The organism is Chromobacterium haemolyticum DSM 19808, from assembly GCF_000711885.1.
In the GTDB taxonomy this organism is placed as follows: domain Bacteria; phylum Pseudomonadota; class Gammaproteobacteria; order Burkholderiales; family Chromobacteriaceae; genus Chromobacterium; species Chromobacterium haemolyticum.
The window spans coordinates 1-16,431 of record NZ_JONK01000004.1 but is presented as its reverse complement, the minus strand read 5'-3'; the positions used below and the strand labels follow the sequence as shown (position 1 = coordinate 16,431).

14 protein-coding genes are annotated in these 16,431 nt (G+C 63.3%); 6 read left to right on the top strand and 8 right to left on the bottom strand.

Annotated elements, in window-relative coordinates; genetic code table 11:
* Nucleotides 1-103 precede the first annotated feature (103 nt).
* The 5 genes from BR71_RS02110 to aroQ form a co-directional block, all read right to left on the bottom strand.
* Nucleotides 104-1,213, bottom strand: a complete 1,110-nt coding sequence (locus BR71_RS02110; protein WP_043632106.1) for a DUF3426 domain-containing protein — start codon at nt 1,211-1,213, stop codon at nt 104-106.
* Nucleotides 1,210-2,106 (bottom strand): 50S ribosomal protein L11 methyltransferase, encoded by an 897-nt coding sequence (prmA, locus tag BR71_RS02105; RefSeq protein ID WP_043592855.1) that lies wholly within the window; start codon nt 2,104-2,106, stop codon nt 1,210-1,212. The genes BR71_RS02110 and prmA overlap by 4 nt, the downstream gene beginning before the upstream one ends.
* Nucleotides 2,106-3,464 (bottom strand): acetyl-CoA carboxylase biotin carboxylase subunit, encoded by a 1,359-nt coding sequence (gene accC / locus BR71_RS02100; RefSeq protein WP_043632103.1) that lies wholly within the window; start codon nt 3,462-3,464, stop codon nt 2,106-2,108. The genes prmA and accC overlap by 1 nt, the downstream gene beginning before the upstream one ends.
* A 121-nt stretch (nt 3,465-3,585) precedes the next feature.
* Complete coding sequence (accB, locus tag BR71_RS02095) at nt 3,586-4,041, bottom strand: acetyl-CoA carboxylase biotin carboxyl carrier protein (RefSeq protein WP_043592859.1); 456 nt, start codon at nt 4,039-4,041, stop codon at nt 3,586-3,588.
* A 36-nt stretch (nt 4,042-4,077) separates the two neighbouring features.
* A complete protein-coding gene (gene aroQ / locus BR71_RS02090) occupies nt 4,078-4,527 on the bottom strand; it encodes a type II 3-dehydroquinate dehydratase (protein ID WP_043592887.1) in 450 nt (149 codons plus the stop codon).
* 279 nt (nt 4,528-4,806) lie between these two features.
* Here aroQ and queA point away from each other — a divergent pair, with 279 nt between their 5' ends.
* The 5 genes from queA (at nt 4,807) to ubiB (ending at nt 9,319) form a co-directional block, all read left to right on the top strand.
* Entirely contained in the window at nt 4,807-5,829 is a 1,023-nt protein-coding gene (gene queA / locus BR71_RS02085) for a tRNA preQ1(34) S-adenosylmethionine ribosyltransferase-isomerase QueA (RefSeq protein WP_043632100.1), read from the top strand.
* Nucleotides 5,830-5,866: 37 nt separating this feature from the next.
* Nucleotides 5,867-6,238 (top strand): gamma-butyrobetaine hydroxylase family protein, encoded by a 372-nt coding sequence (locus tag BR71_RS02080; protein WP_043592862.1) that lies wholly within the window; start codon nt 5,867-5,869, stop codon nt 6,236-6,238.
* Between the two features lie 2 nt (nt 6,239-6,240).
* Nucleotides 6,241-6,975: a bifunctional demethylmenaquinone methyltransferase/2-methoxy-6-polyprenyl-1,4-benzoquinol methylase UbiE gene (gene ubiE, locus BR71_RS02075; RefSeq protein ID WP_043592865.1), complete on the top strand. Its 735-nt coding sequence runs from the start codon at nt 6,241-6,243 to the stop codon at nt 6,973-6,975.
* Between the two features lie 226 nt (nt 6,976-7,201).
* On the top strand, nt 7,202-7,786 hold the full coding sequence (locus BR71_RS02070; RefSeq protein ID WP_043632097.1) for a ubiquinone biosynthesis accessory factor UbiJ: 585 nt from the start codon (nt 7,202-7,204) through the stop codon (nt 7,784-7,786).
* A 6-nt stretch (nt 7,787-7,792) separates the two neighbouring features.
* On the top strand, nt 7,793-9,319 hold the full coding sequence (gene ubiB, locus BR71_RS02065; RefSeq protein ID WP_043632092.1) for a ubiquinone biosynthesis regulatory protein kinase UbiB: 1,527 nt from the start codon (nt 7,793-7,795) through the stop codon (nt 9,317-9,319).
* A gap of 8 nt (nt 9,320-9,327) precedes the next feature.
* Here ubiB and BR71_RS02060 read toward each other — a convergent pair whose 3' ends face one another.
* The 3 genes from BR71_RS02060 to BR71_RS02050 form a co-directional block, all read right to left on the bottom strand.
* Nucleotides 9,328-10,740, bottom strand: coding sequence for a 3'-5' exonuclease family protein (locus BR71_RS02060; RefSeq protein WP_231138241.1), 1,413 nt, complete (start codon nt 10,738-10,740; stop codon nt 9,328-9,330).
* A 129-nt stretch (nt 10,741-10,869) separates the two neighbouring features.
* Nucleotides 10,870-12,144: a Y-family DNA polymerase gene (locus BR71_RS02055; protein ID WP_043632087.1), complete on the bottom strand. Its 1,275-nt coding sequence runs from the start codon at nt 12,142-12,144 to the stop codon at nt 10,870-10,872.
* 275 nt (nt 12,145-12,419) lie between these two features.
* Entirely contained in the window at nt 12,420-14,174 is a 1,755-nt protein-coding gene (locus BR71_RS02050; protein ID WP_052370271.1) for a cholesterol oxidase substrate-binding domain-containing protein, read from the bottom strand.
* A 302-nt stretch (nt 14,175-14,476) separates the two neighbouring features.
* Here BR71_RS02050 and BR71_RS02045 point away from each other — a divergent pair.
* A partial coding sequence (locus BR71_RS02045; protein ID WP_043632081.1) for an AMP-binding protein occupies nt 14,477-16,431 on the top strand: 1,955 nt, incomplete at its 3' end.

The window sequence follows — 16,431 nt, the reverse complement described above, 5'->3', positions numbered from 1 at the left end:
CTCACCCTTGCTCGCGAGACTTTGAACAGGCTCTGAGCGGGGAAAAGCAAACAGGCCGGCAAATGCCGGCCTGTTTGTCGTATTGGAAACGATGATCAATGGTTCAAGGGTAGAACCAATACAAGCTATACCCCATCGCATGCACCTTGCCCGCATCCAAGCGCATGGTCACCTTGACCTCGCTGTTGGCGTTGAAATGCCCCAGCTTGAAATCGTCGGGCTTCAAATACTCCTTGGGCGCGAACACTTTGCGGATCAGCACTTGGTCGTCCGAATCCTTCAAGGTCACTTCCAGCATCGGATAGGCCTGGGAGTAAGTGGCGTGGTTCTTCAGCGTGGCGGATAACTGGATCAGATTGGGGAAATCCGGGACGAAGGCCAATTCCGACCACTCGGTGCGCACGCGGGCGATGTCGGTGGGCCAAGGCACCGCGCAGCCTACGGCGCCGCACAGGCTTTCCAGCGTCGGACGCAGCTCCGGCACTTCCGCCGCGATCCGGGTGCGGTTGAAATACACCAATTGGCCGGCCAACACCAGCACGCCTATCACCGAGGCGAGGACGGCCAGGAAGGTTAGCGCCGGATGGCGTCGACGCGGCGACTCGTCCGGCTCGTCTTCACGGTGGCTAGACAGCGGCTCGACGCGCGCTTCCTGCATCGGTCTGGCGGGGGGCTCTTCAAACTTGGGCTCAGCAATCGCTGCCGGCGCGGCTTCCGCTTCCGGTTCCGGCGCGGGGCGACGACGGTTGCCGAACACTTCCGGCGCGGGCTCCGCGGCGGCAGGCGGCTCGGCGTCAAACGGGTTGCCCAGCGGCGCGCTGACATGGCGATTCTGCATCGCCTCCGCCAAAGCGCGCTGGAACTCCTCGACGTCGGCGCGGGCGGCCGGGGTCTCCTCCGCCATCGGCGGGGGCATCAGCAATTCGTCCGGCGGGGCTTCAGCAGTGCTGGCGCCCGGATCGAAATCCGGCACTTCCAGCTCGAAATCGTCCAGCGCCTCGCGAGGCTGGGCAGCCGGCTGCGGAACGGCCGGCTGTGGCGCCACGGCGCGCGGAGGCTCCGCCGGCGGCGCTTCCGCCGCGACGAAGTGCTCGGTGGCGTTGAACACATGCGAACAGCGCCCGCAGCGCACCAAGCCATTGGCGGCCGCTAATTGGGCATCATTGACCTTGAAGCGTGTCTGGCAATTGGGGCACTGTGTCGTATATGTCATACCGTGGGACGTCGGGTTCCTGTCAGTCTGGTCCATCCTTCGTCGAACACCGGAGCGTCCATCTGGAACCATTGTTCGTAGATGGCCGACAATTCTTCGGCTTGTTCGGCGAGAATGCCTGAAAGCACGATTCTACCACCGGTTTTGACGTGGCTCGCCAGCAACTGGCCCAACATGCGCAGCGGATTGGCCAGAATATTGGCCAGTACCACGTCGTAGACCGCTTCCGGGTTCTGGTCCGGCAGGCGGAAATCCGCCTTGACCTGGTTCTGCTCGGCGTTGTCCTGGCTGGCCCGCACCGCCTGCGGGTCGATATCCACGCCCAAGGCCGAGACCGCGCCCAACTTCAGCGCGGCGATGGCGAGGATGCCCGAGCCGCAACCATAGTCCAGCACGCTTTCTCCGCCTTGCAGATGCGCGTCCAGCCACTGCAGACACAAGCGCGTGGTGGGATGGCTGCCGGTGCCGAAAGCCAGGCCCGGGTCCAATTGCAGGTTGACGGCGTTCGGCGCCGGCGGTTCGTGCCAGGTCGGCGTGATCCACAGCCGGTCCGAAATCCGGATCGGATCAAACTGCGACTGGGTCAGACGCACCCAATCCTGCTCTTCCACCCGCTCCACGTTGTAGCTGGGCAGGCTCAGGCCGCAGGCGTTGGCGGCGGCGGCGATCAGCAGGGCCACGTCGGCCGCTTCATCAAACAAGGTGATGATGCGGCTGCGGCTCCACAGCTTGTCCACCGGCTCGCCGGGCTCGCCGAAAATGGGCTCTTCGCGCTCGGTGCCGGCAAAAGCGTCCTCGATCGCGGTGGACAGCGCGCCGGCGTCCATCAACGCGTCGGCCAGACGCTCGGCAACGGTTGACTCGGCGTCAATGGTGGCTTGCAGCCAGGCCATTACGCGCCCCCTTTTTTCTGCTGCGACAAACGCTGCTCCAGATAGTGAATGCACGTGCCGCCGCGTTGGAAGGCCGCGTCCATGAACAGTTCCTGATGCAGCGGAATGTTGGTCTTGATGCCGGAAATGGAGATTTCCGACAGCGCTACCCGCATCCGCGCCATCGCCTGGTCGCGGGTATCGCCGAAGGCGATCAGCTTGCCCACCATGGAATCGTAATGCGAAGGCACGGTGTAGCCCTGGTAAATATGCGAATCGATGCGAATGCCCGGGCCGCCGGCCGGATGGTAGCTTTCGATCTTGCCCGGGGACGGCACGAAGGTGAACGGGTCCTCCGCGTTGATCCGGCACTCCATCGCATGGCCGCGCAACACCACGTCTTTCTGTTTGTAGCGCAGTTTCTCGCCGGCGGCGATGCGGATCTGCTCTTGCACGATGTCGATGCCGGTAATCATCTCGGTCACCGGGTGCTCAACCTGCACGCGGGTATTCATCTCGATGAAGTAGAACTCGCCTCGCTCGAACAGGAATTCGAACGTGCCGGCGCCGCGGTAGCCGATGCGTCGGCAGGCTTCGGCGCAGGCTTCGCCTATCTTCTGGCGCTGCTTGTCGGTGATGCCCGGCGCCGGCGCTTCCTCGATGATCTTCTGGTGGCGGCGCTGCATCGAGCAGTCGCGCTCGCCCAGATAGATGGCGTTGCCGTATTCGTCCGCCAGAATCTGGATTTCGATATGGCGCGGCTCTTCCAGGAATTTTTCCATGTAGACGGTGGGGTTGCCGAAAGCCGCGCCGGCTTCGGCGCGGGTCATCTGCACCGAATTGATCAGCGCGCCTTCGGTATGCACCACGCGCATGCCGCGACCGCCGCCGCCGCCGGCGGCCTTGATGATCACCGGGAAACCGATTTTCTTGGCGATCTTGACGATTTCGGCCGGATCTTCCGGCAAGGCGCCGTCGGAGCCCGGCACGCAGGGCACGCCGGCCTCTATCATCGCGTTCTTGGCGGACACCTTGTCGCCCATCTGGCGGATGGTGTCCGGACGCGGGCCGATGAACACGAAGCCGGACTGCTCGACGCGCTCGGCGAAGTCGGCGTTTTCCGACAGAAAACCGTAACCCGGATGGATGGCCTGGGAGTCGGTCACTTCGGCGGCGGCGATCAGGGCCGGCACGTTCAGGTAACTCTTGCCGCTAGGCGCCGGGCCGATGCAAACCGACTCGTCGGCCAGCTTCACGTACTTGGCTTCGCGGTCGGCCTCGGAATGCACCACCACGGTCTTGATGCCCATTTCGCGGCAGGCGCGCTGGATACGCAGGGCAATCTCGCCCCGGTTGGCAATCAGAATTTTTTCAAACATGGAATTCTCCGCTGGCGGCCCCGCCGGCGTCGTCGCCGGCGGGGCCGCCAATGCTGTCGTGGCAAACGACAAGGGCACAGACGCTGCGCCGTGCCCCCTTGCCGTCAGCCTGTCGTCTGGCTTACTCGATGATGAACAACGGCTCGCCGAATTCCACCGGCTGGCCGTCTTCAACCAGAATGGCCTTGACCACGCCGGAACGGTCGGCTTCGATCTCGTTCATCAGCTTCATCGCTTCGATGATGCACAGGGTATCGCCGGCGTTGACGTTCTGCCCCACCTCGATGAAGCTCTTGGCGCCCGGACTGGGCGAACGATAGAACGTACCCACCATAGGCGATTTCATTGCGTTCTTGTCGTTGCTGGCCGGCGCGGCGGCCTCGGCAACCGGAGCGGCAACGGCTGCGCTTTGCGCGTTGGGCACTTGCAGTGCGGTCATCGGCTGAGCGTAAGCCATCTGCGGCGCGGCGGATACGCGGGTGATGCGGACTTTTTCTTCCCCCTCGGTCACTTCGAGTTCGGCGATGCCGGATTCCTCGACGAGATCGATCAGCTTCTTGAGTTTACGGAGATCCATTGATAATCCTTCGAGTGGGATATTCGGTAGAGTGAGTCAGGCTTGCGCGGCAAGGTGCCGGATGGCGTGCGCAAGCGCCAGTTCATAGCCGTGGGCGCCGAGTCCGCAGATCACGCCGACCGCGAGGTCGGAGAAATACGAATGTTGGCGGAACGGTTCGCGCGCATGAACGTTGGAAAGGTGGACTTCGATAAACGGCACTCGCACCGCCGCCAGCGCATCGCGCAAGGCGACGCTGGTATGGGTGAAAGCGGCCGGATTGACCAGAATGAAGGCAGTACCGTCATGCAGGCACTGCTGCACGCGGTCAATCAACACATGTTCCGCATTGCTCTGCAATGCCGACAATTCAAACCCTGCGGCGCTAGCCTGCTGTTCCAGCCGCTGGTTGATATCGTCAAGCGTTTCCCGGCCGTAGTGCTGCGGCTCCCGCTGTCCCAGCAGATTGAGGTTGGGGCCATGCAACACGAGGATTTTTCCGGTCAAAGCCTGCTCCTGTTTATCATCTTGGGCGCGAGTTTGCCGCAATTCGCTGCAAGATGTCTAGCTTTTGCATCATTTAAAACAGTTGTTTGGACACCAGGCACGGCCATTCTTCGAGTCAAAGCACTAGTATCCACGGGCGTTTTTCCACGTGGCAAGTTTTTACCGCCTTGCCGAAAATCGATGTTGATTCAGCGCAAATCCCGCCACCTCGCTCACTAAGCTGATGCCGGAGGACGGCGGCACGGGTATAATTTGCCGATTCTGAATCTTTTACGTCTTATGCAGCTTTCCGACTTCGACTACCACCTGCCCGAGCGCTTGATCGCCCAGCACCCCCCGGCGGAGCGCGGCGCCAGCCGCTTGCTGCGCGTGGCCGGCCATGAGCGCGCCAATCTGCGCTTCACCGATTTCATTGATCAGGTCAGCCCCGGCGACGTGATGGTCTTCAACGACACCCGCGTGATCAAGGCGCGGCTGTTCGGCGAAAAAGCCAGCGGCGGCAAGATCGAGGCGCTGATTGAACGCGTGCTGGACGCGCACACCGCGCTGGCCCACATCCGCTCCTCCAAATCGCCCAAGCCCGGCACCAGGCTGATCTTCGCCGATCGCTGGGAGGCGGAAATGGTAGAGCGCCACGGCGAACTGTTCAAGCTGCGCTTCCTGGCCGAGGACAATCTATTCGACATCCTGGAAACCTCCGGCAAGCTGCCGCTGCCCCCTTATATAGAGCGCGGCGCCGGTCACGAGGATGACGAGCGCTACCAAACCGTCTACGCCCGCGAACGCGGCGCGGTGGCGGCGCCCACCGCAGGCCTGCATTTCACCGAAGACATGCTGGATCAGCTGCGCGCCAAAGGCGTGCGGCTGGCCTACGTCACCCTGCACGTCGGCGCCGGCACCTTCCAGCCGGTGCGGGTGGACAATATCGCCGAACATAAGATGCACAGCGAGATCTACGAAGTGCCGGAAACCACTCGCGCGCTGATAGCGGAAGCCCACGCCGCGGGCCGCAAAGTGCTGTCGGTGGGCACCACCAGCATGCGCGCGTTGGAATCCGCGGCCCGCGGCGGCGAACTGACCGCAGGCCGCGGCGAAACCGACATCTTCATCACTCCGGGCTATCGCTTCCGGGTGGTGGACCGCCTGCTGACCAATTTCCACCTGCCCAAGTCCACGCTGCTGATGTTGGTCTCGGCCTTCGCCGGCTACGAGGAGATCCGCGCCGCCTACCAGCACGCGGTGGAGCAGGAATACCGTTTCTTCAGCTATGGCGACGCCATGCTGCTGGAACGAAAAGACTGATGCGCGGCTTGATCAGCCGCCTTTAGAGGATCAGATCATGTCCGGACTCACCCCCGACGCGCCCTCGCCGCAGGACATCCAACTGCACGCGGTATCGCGCGTGCTGGAAATCAGCTTCGACGACGGCGCCCGCTTCGAACTGCCTTGCGAATACCTGCGCGTCTACTCGCCATCGGCGGAAGTGCGCGGCCACGGCGCCGGCCAGGAAGTGTTGCAAACCGGCAAGCGCCATGTCGCCGTCACCGCGCTGGAGCCGGTGGGCCATTACGCGCTGAAGATCACCTTCGACGACGGCCACGACAGCGGGCTGTACAGCTGGAGCTATCTATACGAGCTGGGCGCCAAGCGCGACCAGTACTGGCAGGATTATCTCAATCGCCTCGCCGCCGCAGGCGCGAGCAGGGAGTGACCATGGACAAGACGACCCACTTCGGCTTCAAGACCGTAGCCGAAAGCGAAAAAGCCGCCAAGGTGGCCGATGTGTTCCACTCGGTGGCCAAGAAATACGATGTGATGAACGACCTGATGTCGGGCGGACTGCACCGGGTGTGGAAACACTTCACCCTGACCACTTCCGGCGTCAAGGCCGGCGACAAGGTGCTGGACATCGCCGGCGGCACCGGCGACCTGTCCCGAGGCTGGGCCAAGCGCGTGGGCAAGAGCGGCGAAGTGTGGCTGACCGACATCAACAGCTCCATGCTGACCGTGGGCCGCGACCGGCTGCTGGACGAAGGTCTGATACTGCCGGTCTCGCTGGCCGACGCGGAGAAACTGCCCTTCCCCGAGAATTACTTCGACGCGGTGTCGGTAGCTTTCGGCCTGCGCAATATGACGCATAAGGATGCGGCGCTGAAGGAAATGTGCCGGGTGCTGAAGCCGGGCGGCAAACTGATGGTGCTGGAGTTCTCCAAAGTATGGAAACCGCTGTCGCCGTTCTACGACTTCTACTCCTTCAAGGCGCTGCCGGTCATGGGCAAGCTGGTGGCGAACGATCCCGACAGCTATCAGTACCTGGCGGAATCCATCCGCATGCATCCAGATCAGGAGACGCTGAAGCAGATGATGCTGGACGCCGGCTTCGGCAAGGTGGACTACCACAATATGAGCGGCGGCGTGGTAGCCCTGCACAAGGGCTACAAGTTCTAAGAAGCTGTTCATAGTCTGCTGCGCGTCGGCGATACGGCGTTGAAAACGGTTTCAAAATGCTCATGTACCTTATGTACATTCCGCTTTCTCAGCCGTTTTCGCCTTGTATCGCTCTAGCTCGCGAGATCGTAAACAGAATCTTCCGGTTTATCATCGGCGGCGCTTCGGCAATGCGGCCTTGATCAGACTAGACTCCTTCACCTTCCAATCACGGCGGAGACAACGCATGGGCATCCAGATTGCGGCATTCAACCACTTGTTGAACCAGCACCCGGCGGTGCGAGCGGAACTGGCCGCGCACGCCGGCCGACGCGTCGCCGTGGCGCTGCCGCCCTTTCATGTGGCCGGCGTGATCACCGACGACGGCTGGCTGGCCGCCTGCGAGGGCGAGCCGGAAGCCACGGTGCGGCTCAAGCACGCCGTCGCGCTGGCGGCGGTGGCCGGACGGGACCCGGCGCTGAACGACATCCAGCTGGAAGGCGACGCCGAACTGGCCGCCGCCCTTGGCCGCCTATTGGGCCGCTTGCAGTGGAACGCCGCCGAGGACCTGTCCCGGCTGGTGGGCGACGCCGCCGCGCAACGCGCGGAAACCCTGGCGCGCGGCCTGCTCGGCTTCAAGGGCCAGGTGGCCTGGCGTTTGGCCGCCAACTGGGTGGAGCATCTGCGCGAGGAAGCGCCGGTCCTGGCCGGCCGCCGGCAGGTGCAAGGCTTCGTCGCCGCGGTGGACACCTTGCGCGACGACGCCGGCCGCCTGGAAAAACGCCTGGCGCGGCTGCAGGCCGCGCTGCAACAAGAACAGACAAAGGCCTGACGGCACATGCGGATTTCGCGCTTCATCAAAATTGTTGGCACTTGCTATCGCTTTGGCCTGGACGACTTTCTGGAAGGCCATTCCAAACTCGGCTTCATCCACAAGCTGTTCGCCCTGCTGCCGCGGCGCCGCGACGCCAGCGCGCCGCTGCCGCAGCGGGTGAGGCTGGCGCTGGAAAGCCTGGGGCCCATCTTCGTCAAATTCGGCCAAGTGCTGTCCACCCGCCGTGATTTGCTGCCCCCGGACTACGCCGACGAACTGGCGCGGCTGCAAGACCAGGTGCCGCCTTACGACGGCTTGCAAGCGCGCGAGATGATAGAACGCAGCCTGGGCCGCAAAGTGGACGAACTCTACGTCGACTTCGACAACACCCCGGTGGCCAGCGCCTCGGTGGCCCAGGTGCACAAGGCCTGGTTGCGCCAGCCCGACGGCAGCCGCGGCCGCGAAGTGGCGGTCAAGGTGCTGCGCCCCGGCATCCAGCCTGTGATAGAGCAAGACCTGGCGCTGATGGCCACGCTGGCCGGCTGGGTGGAGAAGCTGTTCACCGACGGCAAGCGCTTGAAGCCGCGCGAAGTGGTGGCCGAGTTCGACAAATACCTGCACGACGAACTGGACATGATGCACGAGGCCGCCAACGCCTCGCAGCTGCGCCGCAACTTCAAGAACTCGGACATGCTGATCGTGCCCGAGGTGTTCTACGACTACACCAGCCGCGACGTGCTGACGCTGGAATGGATGCACGGCATCCCGGTGGGCCAGGTGGACCGGCTGCGCGAAGCCGGCGTGGACCTGTCCAAGCTCAGCCGCTTCGGCGTGGAAATCTTTTTCACCCAGGTGTTCCGCCACGGCTTTTTCCACGCGGACATGCACCCGGGCAATATCTTCGTCGCCGCCGACGGCCGCTACATCGCGCTGGACTTCGGCATCGTCGGCACCCTGACCGACACCGACAAGCACTACCTGGCGGTCAACTTCCTCGCCTTCTTCAACCGCGACTACCACCGCGTCGCCACCGCTCACATCGAATCCGGCTGGGTGCCGAAAGACACCCGCGCCGAAGAACTGGAAGCGGCGGTGCGCACCGTGTGCGAACCCATCTTCGAAAAACCGCTGTCGGAAATCTCCTTCGGCATGGTGCTGCTGCGTCTGTTCGAAACCAGCCGCCGCTTCAATGTGGAGATCCAGCCCCAACTGGTGCTGCTGCAAAAAACCCTCCTCAATATCGAAGGCCTGGGCCGCCAGTTGGACCCCAATCTGGACCTGTGGGACACCGCCAAGCCCTTCCTGACCAAGTGGATGAACGAGCAGATAGGCTGGCGCGGCCTGCTGCGCACGCTGAAGCACGAAGCGCCTCAATGGGCCACCACCCTGCCCACGCTGCCGCGCAAGCTGAATGACGCGCTGTCCTCCGCCAACAGCGAGCTGCTGATCAGCGGCTATATCCAGCTGATGCGGGAACAAAAGCGCCAGAACTGGCTGCTGGCGCTGATCGCCGTCCTGCTGGGGGCGCTGCTGCTGAAGAACTGGCTTTAAAAGCCTGTTCACAGCTCGCGCAGCGCCGTCCCCTCCACTGGCTTGCGCAGCCAGCCCTCCAGCAGCTTGTAGCTGTCCAGATCGAAAGACGGCGCGCCCTCCAGCGGGCCGCCCTCGCCCTGACGCGACCCCAGATAGCACCAGCGGTCGAACACATGCTCGGCGCGCTCGCCGGTCACTTCGTCGGTTTCCACCACCGCGATGGCACCGGCGAACGGCCAGGCCTTCACTTTCAGCTTGGCCAAGGCACCCAGCAACCGGATATCGTGCACCTCCGCCGGCTCGCGGCCGACACAGGCGCCGCGGCAACGGCCCAGCTTCAAGGCCGCGCACGGCGCGCCTTTGCGGCTGGTCACCGCTTCCACTCCCAACACCGACTGGCACAGCGCATTGCCCAGCGCGATTTCCGCCAGGATCTTGCGCGCCTCGCGCGCATGGCGGAACAAGCCGTACAAATCCGCGGTGCGGCTGAAATCCAGTTCGCGCGCGTACACCACCTTGGGACGAATGAAGCCGTCCTCCGTCACCAGTTGGATGGAACACAGCTCAGGGCTGAGCTTGCCGCGATGGTTATGCCTCGGCGCCAAAGCGTGGATGCGCTGCAACTCCAGCAAATGCCCGCCGAAATCGCCCAAGGTCTCCTGCCATTCCACCCTGCCTATCGGCTCGCCGATATGCACCTCGCGGCTCTTGCCTCCGCCTTTGACCGCAACGAAATGCGCCAGCACCCGGTTGCGCAGATTGCCGCCGCGGCCCACGTACAAAGGCTTGTCGTCCTCGTCGTACAGCGTGTACACCCCCGGCACGTCCGGCAGCAGTTCCAATTGATCCTGCAAGGCCGCCGGCAAGCCGGCCAGCTCCGGCGGCGCGGCCAGCACCGCCGCCATCGCCGCGCCCATCGCCTCCGCGCCCAGTTCAAGATGGGCGATGTCCAGAAAACGGCGCACCGCTTCCGCGTCCGCCAGCGCCCGGTGGCGTTCCGGCAGGCGAATGTCGTGGCGCTCTATCAGGCTGTCCAGGCTATGCTTGAAAAACTGCGGGTACAGGCGGCGCGACAGCTTCACCGTGCACAGCGACTGGCTCTGGAAGCGCAGCCCGACGCGGCGAAACTCGTTTTTCAAAAAGCTGTAATCGAAACGCGCGTTATGCGCCAGAAACAGACGGCCGGACAACATCGACAGCAAACGCTCGGCCAAGTCGGAGAACTTCGGCGCCTCCGCCACCATGGCGTTGGAAATGCCGGTCATGTTCTCGATAAAGGGAGGGATGGGCTGGCCGGGGTTGATCAGAGAGCTGAAGCGCTCCACCCGGTCTCCATCGATCAGGATGACGCCCACCTCGGTAATGCGGTCGCGGCTGATGTGGCCGCCGGTGGTTTCCAAGTCGACAATGGCGCAAGGCTGGGCAAACAGAGGGTTCAATGTCTCGCTTTCAAGTGCGGCGCGCGGCGGCTTGATTGCACTATAGCCACCGCCCTGGCCCCGCGAAGTTGCAAATCAAGAGCGGCATTTTACTCCAAGAGCCGGGGCGCAATCCGCTTTCCGCCGCCGCTATTTCGCCTTCGCCACCGGAATATCTTCCCAGCGCGTGGTATAGGCCGGCGACAACATGTCCTGCTTCATCTTCCAAGGCTGTTCCAAGCCTTCCGCCAACAACTTGACCGTCCCACGGCCCATGCGCTGGTTGATCGCGTCCAGCGCCGCCATCAAGCGTTTCCCTTTCTCAGGATCCGGCCCGCTGGCGAACAGGTCCGGCTGCGCCCGCTCCGCGTCCACCAATTGCCAGGCCATCACCCCGCACTTCTGGTAGCTGGCTCCAGGCCGCCACAAGCGTTCAAGCGCTCGGCTGGCCGCGGCCACCAACACCCGGCTGTCGGCGCTGGCCGGCAGCAAGGGCACCACCTCGCCGTCTCGCTGCACCGTGCCCTGCTGGTACACGCCGCGTTGCAGGCTCACTTGCAGGAAGGAGGCCAGAGAGCCTTGTCGCCGCAAACGCTCCGCCACTTGCGCCGCGTGCATCGACACCGCCTCGCGCGCCTCCTCCAGCTGCGTCACCTTGTGGCCGAAGGAGCGCGTGGACATCAAGGACTGCCTCGGCGGCAGCGCCTCCTCCAGGCTCAGGCAGGACAGGCCGTCCAGTTCGTCGGCGATGCGCGCCACAGTGACGCCGAAACGGCGGATCAGCCAATCCCGGTCCGCAGCCGCCAGCGCCGCGGCGTGGTTTATGCGCTCCAGCCGCAGCTTGACCGAAAGCTTGCGTCCCACGCCCCAGATATCCTCCACCGGCACGGCGGCCAGCAAGCTCCGCAGCTCCGCCGCGTCCAGCGCTTGCAGATTCATCACCCCGTCGCAGGCCGGGTTTTGCTTGGCCAGGTGGTTGGCCAGCTTGGCCAAGGTCTTGCTGGGGCCGATGCCGACGCACACAGGCAGGCCCAGGCCACGCAGCATGGCATAGCGCATCTCTTGCGCCAGCCGTTCCGGCTCCGGCTCGCCGCCGATGTCCAGAAAGCATTCATCTATCGAATACACCTCCTGCGCGCGCGCGAAGCCGGCCAGCAGCCGCATCGCGCGGCCGGACAAATCGCCGTACAAGGCGTAGTTGGAGGAAAACACCGCCACGCCCAACTGCTCCAGCCGCGCCTTGTGCAGGAAGTAAGGCGCGCCCATGGGCACGCCCAAAGCCTTGGCCTCGGCCGAGCGCGACACGATGCAGCCGTCGTTGTTGGACAACACGACAATGGGCAAGCCGGCCAGACCAGGGCTGAACACCCGCTCGCAGGAAGCGTAAAAGGAATTGCAGTCGACTTGGGCGTAACAGGATGGCATGGCTGGGCGGAATGGCGCGAATCCGGCGCGGTGGGAACGCTTATAGTGTAGCCTTCGCCGCCCGGCGTAAGCGAGCGCGCAAAAAAACGACGCGCCAGGAAGGCGCGCCGTCTCCGCTCTCTTCAAGCTTCAGAACTTGTTTACGATCTGCTGCGCGTCGTGATACGTCCCACGGCGAGCACCGCTTCGAAACGCTCATGCAGCACGCGTACACTCCACTTTCTCAGCCGTATTCGCCTTGTCTCGCCTTAGCTCGCGAGATCGTAAACACGTTCTCAGAGACCCAGGCTGTCCAGCAAGGGCGAGGAGAACAGACGGTACGGATCGTAAGCGGCCAGCGCCGCCTTGGCCGCATCCCAGTTGGCCGCCGCCGGCTGCCCGGCGCGGAAGGCGTTGGGGATGGTCGTCTGCAGCATGGCGGAATCCGCCCACGCCGCCTGATCGGTATAGCCCCAGCCCTTGGACCACTCCGGACGCACCGCCGCGTAAGAACCGTTGAAATTGGCCTCTATCCACTGCTCTATCTCGCGATAGAACTGGTTGGCGTACGGCGTGCCCGGCAGCGTCAGAATGTCCAGCCACACGGCGACATTCCATTCAGGATGATCCGGGCGCGGGCGAATGGCGGACAGCGCCGGCGCCACGCCGCCGCTCAGCGCCGCCTCGCTCGGATCGTCCAGCCCGGTCACGCGGATTTCCACCGGCCCGTTCATCGGGTAGCGGCCCAGCTGCTGATAAGCCTGCACCCGCGCCTGATAGAAGGTGACGAATTCATTGAGCACGCGCTGCACGTTCTCGCGACGGGTCAATACCGCGTAACCGTTGGCGGTGACGCGCAAGGTGGTGGGCTTGACGTAGAGCAGCAGGTTTTTGGACCAGCCCCACAAGTCCCAGCTGGCCGTGGCCACCAGGCCGGCGCTGGCCGCGGCGAACTGCGCCTTGCCGAAGGCCGGCGTCAGCTTGCCATCTCCCAGCGACAGAATCTTGTTGGCCAGATCGGTCACTTCGTCGGGCAGGTTGTCGGAGAAGGGGTAGTTGAACGGCTTGTCGGTCTGGCGGGAGAACAGCGGCTTGTTCGGCGTCACCGTCCACACCTTGAGCCAGGGATTGCTGGTGAACGGGAACCAGATCGCTTCCACCCGACCCGCACTGTCCAGATAGCTGGCGAAGGTGCGTCCGCCGCTGCCCGCCGCGGCGAACATTTCGCCATAGGGGATGTTGAACCAGCTTTGACAACGCAAACGCTGGTTGGGCGCCGCCTGCAAAGTGGCCTCCACAATCAGCGAGCGGCCCACATGCGCCAGCAGAGGCGCGATTTGCGGATCATTGCGAACAAACTTGCGCAGCGCGTAAGCCCCGCTGGCCTTGTCGTACACCACGGCGGTGAGGCTGAGCACCAGATTGCTGATTGAGCCGTAACTGGCGCCGGCCAGACGGCGTTCGCCCTTGGCCGGAATCGCGGTGCCGTGGCCGTTGATGGCCAGCACGCCGCCCAGGGTCAGGTCCCCCGGCGCCGGCGCGGCGGTCACGCCCAGGCCGGCCTTTTCCAGGCCGGTAAGCAACGCTTCCATAGTGATGCCGGCCTGGGCCGTGACCTTGGCCACTGGCCCCGAGGCGTCGATGGACATCGCGGTCAAATATCGCGTGGTGTCCAACAACACCACCGCCGGGCAACTCACGCCGGCGGCCAGCGTCAACGGCGACCAGTTATGCATCATGCCGCGCGCCCGCACCTTATAGCCGTTGTCCTTGGCCCAGTTGGCCACCTTCACCACCTCGTCCGCGGAGCGCGGCGCGCAGGTCCAGACATCGTCCACCTTGATGTCGCCGGCCCAGTTTTTGAAGCTTTGCTTGTATAAGGGAATTTCCGCAGGGAAATTATTGGGCTGGCTGCAAGTCAGCCTCGCCGCCATGATCCGCTCGGCCGGCAACCACCCCGCCAAGGCCCCCGCGGAAGCCAGTTTCAAGCCTCCGGTCAAAAAGTCCCGACGGCTGGCCGCCAAAGGTTTTTCCGCATCATTCGAACTCATTCCAAAACTCCTCGCAAATGCAAAAGTAAAAATAAAAACAATACGGATTAAACATGAATTATTTAAACCGTATTCAGCAGGAATATTTGAAAATTTATAATGCGGATCGCTGATTCAGCTATCCCATTATCTTAATAGAATGACGCTATCATGTAACGCAACCATTAAAAACCTGACTTATTTACCAGTTAAATTGCTTCACTAATTTAATTCACTCCAGTGTAGATTTACGCGACACACACAAGGCCGTACAGAAGCATATTTCGGCATAATACTTTCTAAATAAGATTGGAATAACTCAAATGAAAACCTTCCCGCTTACACGCCGGCAGCTGGAAATTTATTTTCATCAATCGTTATTCTCCGCACCCGAACTATTCAATATCGGCGGTTTCATCAAAATTCAGGGCGCACTCGATATCGAAACCCTGCAAGCCGCGCTCGCCGCCCTGATGGAGCACACGCCGGCGTTACGCATCGCCATTGACGATGCCGACGGCCAGCCGCGCCAGGTGCTGTGCTCGCGTCATCCCCGCCCATTGACGGTAATCGACACCCGCGGCGAGCCGGAGCCGGAACGCGCTGCCCGGGAATGGACCGAGCGCGACTTCGCCCAAGCCTTCGCGTTCGACGGCCAAACCCCGTTGGCCGCCTACACCTTGCTGCGTCACGGGGAAGAGGATTTCATCCTGTACGGCCGCTTCCACCACATCGCCTTCGACGGCTGGGCCATCGCCCAGCTCTACGGCGAGAAGTGCCGTTACTACAATCACCTGCGCCAGGGCTTGCTGCCGGCGCCGACGCCGATGATGACGCCGGCCGAATTGGTGGAGGAGGAAGACGGCTACTACGAATCGCGCCATTACGCGAAGGACCGGGAATACTGGCAAAACAAACTCGCCGGCTACCAAACCCGGCTGTTCGCCGACGCCGGCGGACAACTGAGCTGCGGGCAGCGCAGCTTCCAACTGTCGGCGGAAACCTACAGGCGCATCGGCGAACTGGCCGCCGCGCACCAGGCCACCGTCTTCCACTTTTTCATCGGCCTGATCTACACCCATGCGCTGCGCGAGTTCGGCGCCGACGATCTGCTGTTGGCCCTGCCCATCCTCAACCGCCGCAATGCCTTGGCCAAGAACACCCCGGGACTGTTCGCCAGCCTGTGCCCGCTGCGCTTGAAGCTCCAACCGCACTGGAGCTTCGCGGAACTGCTCAGCCTGATCCAGCGCGAACTAAGAGCCGATTTCCGCCATCACCGCTATCCGATAGGCGAAACCGAAGGCCTCGGCCGGGACAGGCTGCCCTACGAAATCAGCCTGTCGTACGAGAAGCACGATTACGACGCCATGTTCGACGGCACCGTCAGCAATATGACCGCGATGCGCGCCTTGTCGCAGCACTATCCGCTGAAGGTCTTCGTGCGCGAGGCGGACTCGCGCCAGCCGGTGAAAGTGGACCTCGACTACAACCTGGCCAGCTTCGCCGAACTGGATGCCGCCGCCTTCATCGACGGCGTGGAGCCCTTGCTGCACAGCCTGCTGCGCGATCCGGAGCAAACGCTGGCCAAGGCCCCGCGCCTCGCCGAGCCGCCCGCGCCCATCGCCCCGCCCCATCCCGATCTGTGCAGCTGGTTCGAGCACGCCGCCCAGGCCTTCCCCGAGCGCGTCGCCGTTCAGGGTGAAGCCTCCGCCCTGCGCTACCAAGAACTCGACGCCCGCGCCAATCAATTGGCCCGGCAATTGCTCCAGCTCGGCGTGCTACCGGAACAGCGCGTCGGACTCTGCTGCCAACGCCAGCCCGATCTCCTCGTCGCCATGCTCGCCATCCTCAAGACCGGCGCCGCCTATGTCCCGCTGGACCCCGGCTATCCCGCCGAGCGCCTCGAGTTCCTCGTCCACGACAGCGCCATCCATGTCGTCGTCGGCGATGCCGAGTCCGCCGAAGCCCTGCCTACCGGCCTCGCCCTGCGCTGGCTGGATGTGGCCGTCTCCTCCGGCGACGCCACGCCGCCGCCGCGTCGTCTGCATCCGCAGCAGGCCGCTTACGTCATCTATACCTCCGGCTCCACCGGCACCCCCAAGGGCTGCGTGGTCAGCCACCACAATGTGGTCCGATTGATCGCCGCCACCGCCGAGCGTTTCGCCTTCGGTCCCGATGATGTCTGGTCGCTGTTCCATTCCTACGCCTTCGATTTCTCGGTGTGGGAGATCTGGGGACCGCTGCTGTTCGGCGGCACTTGCCTGGTGGTGCCTTACTG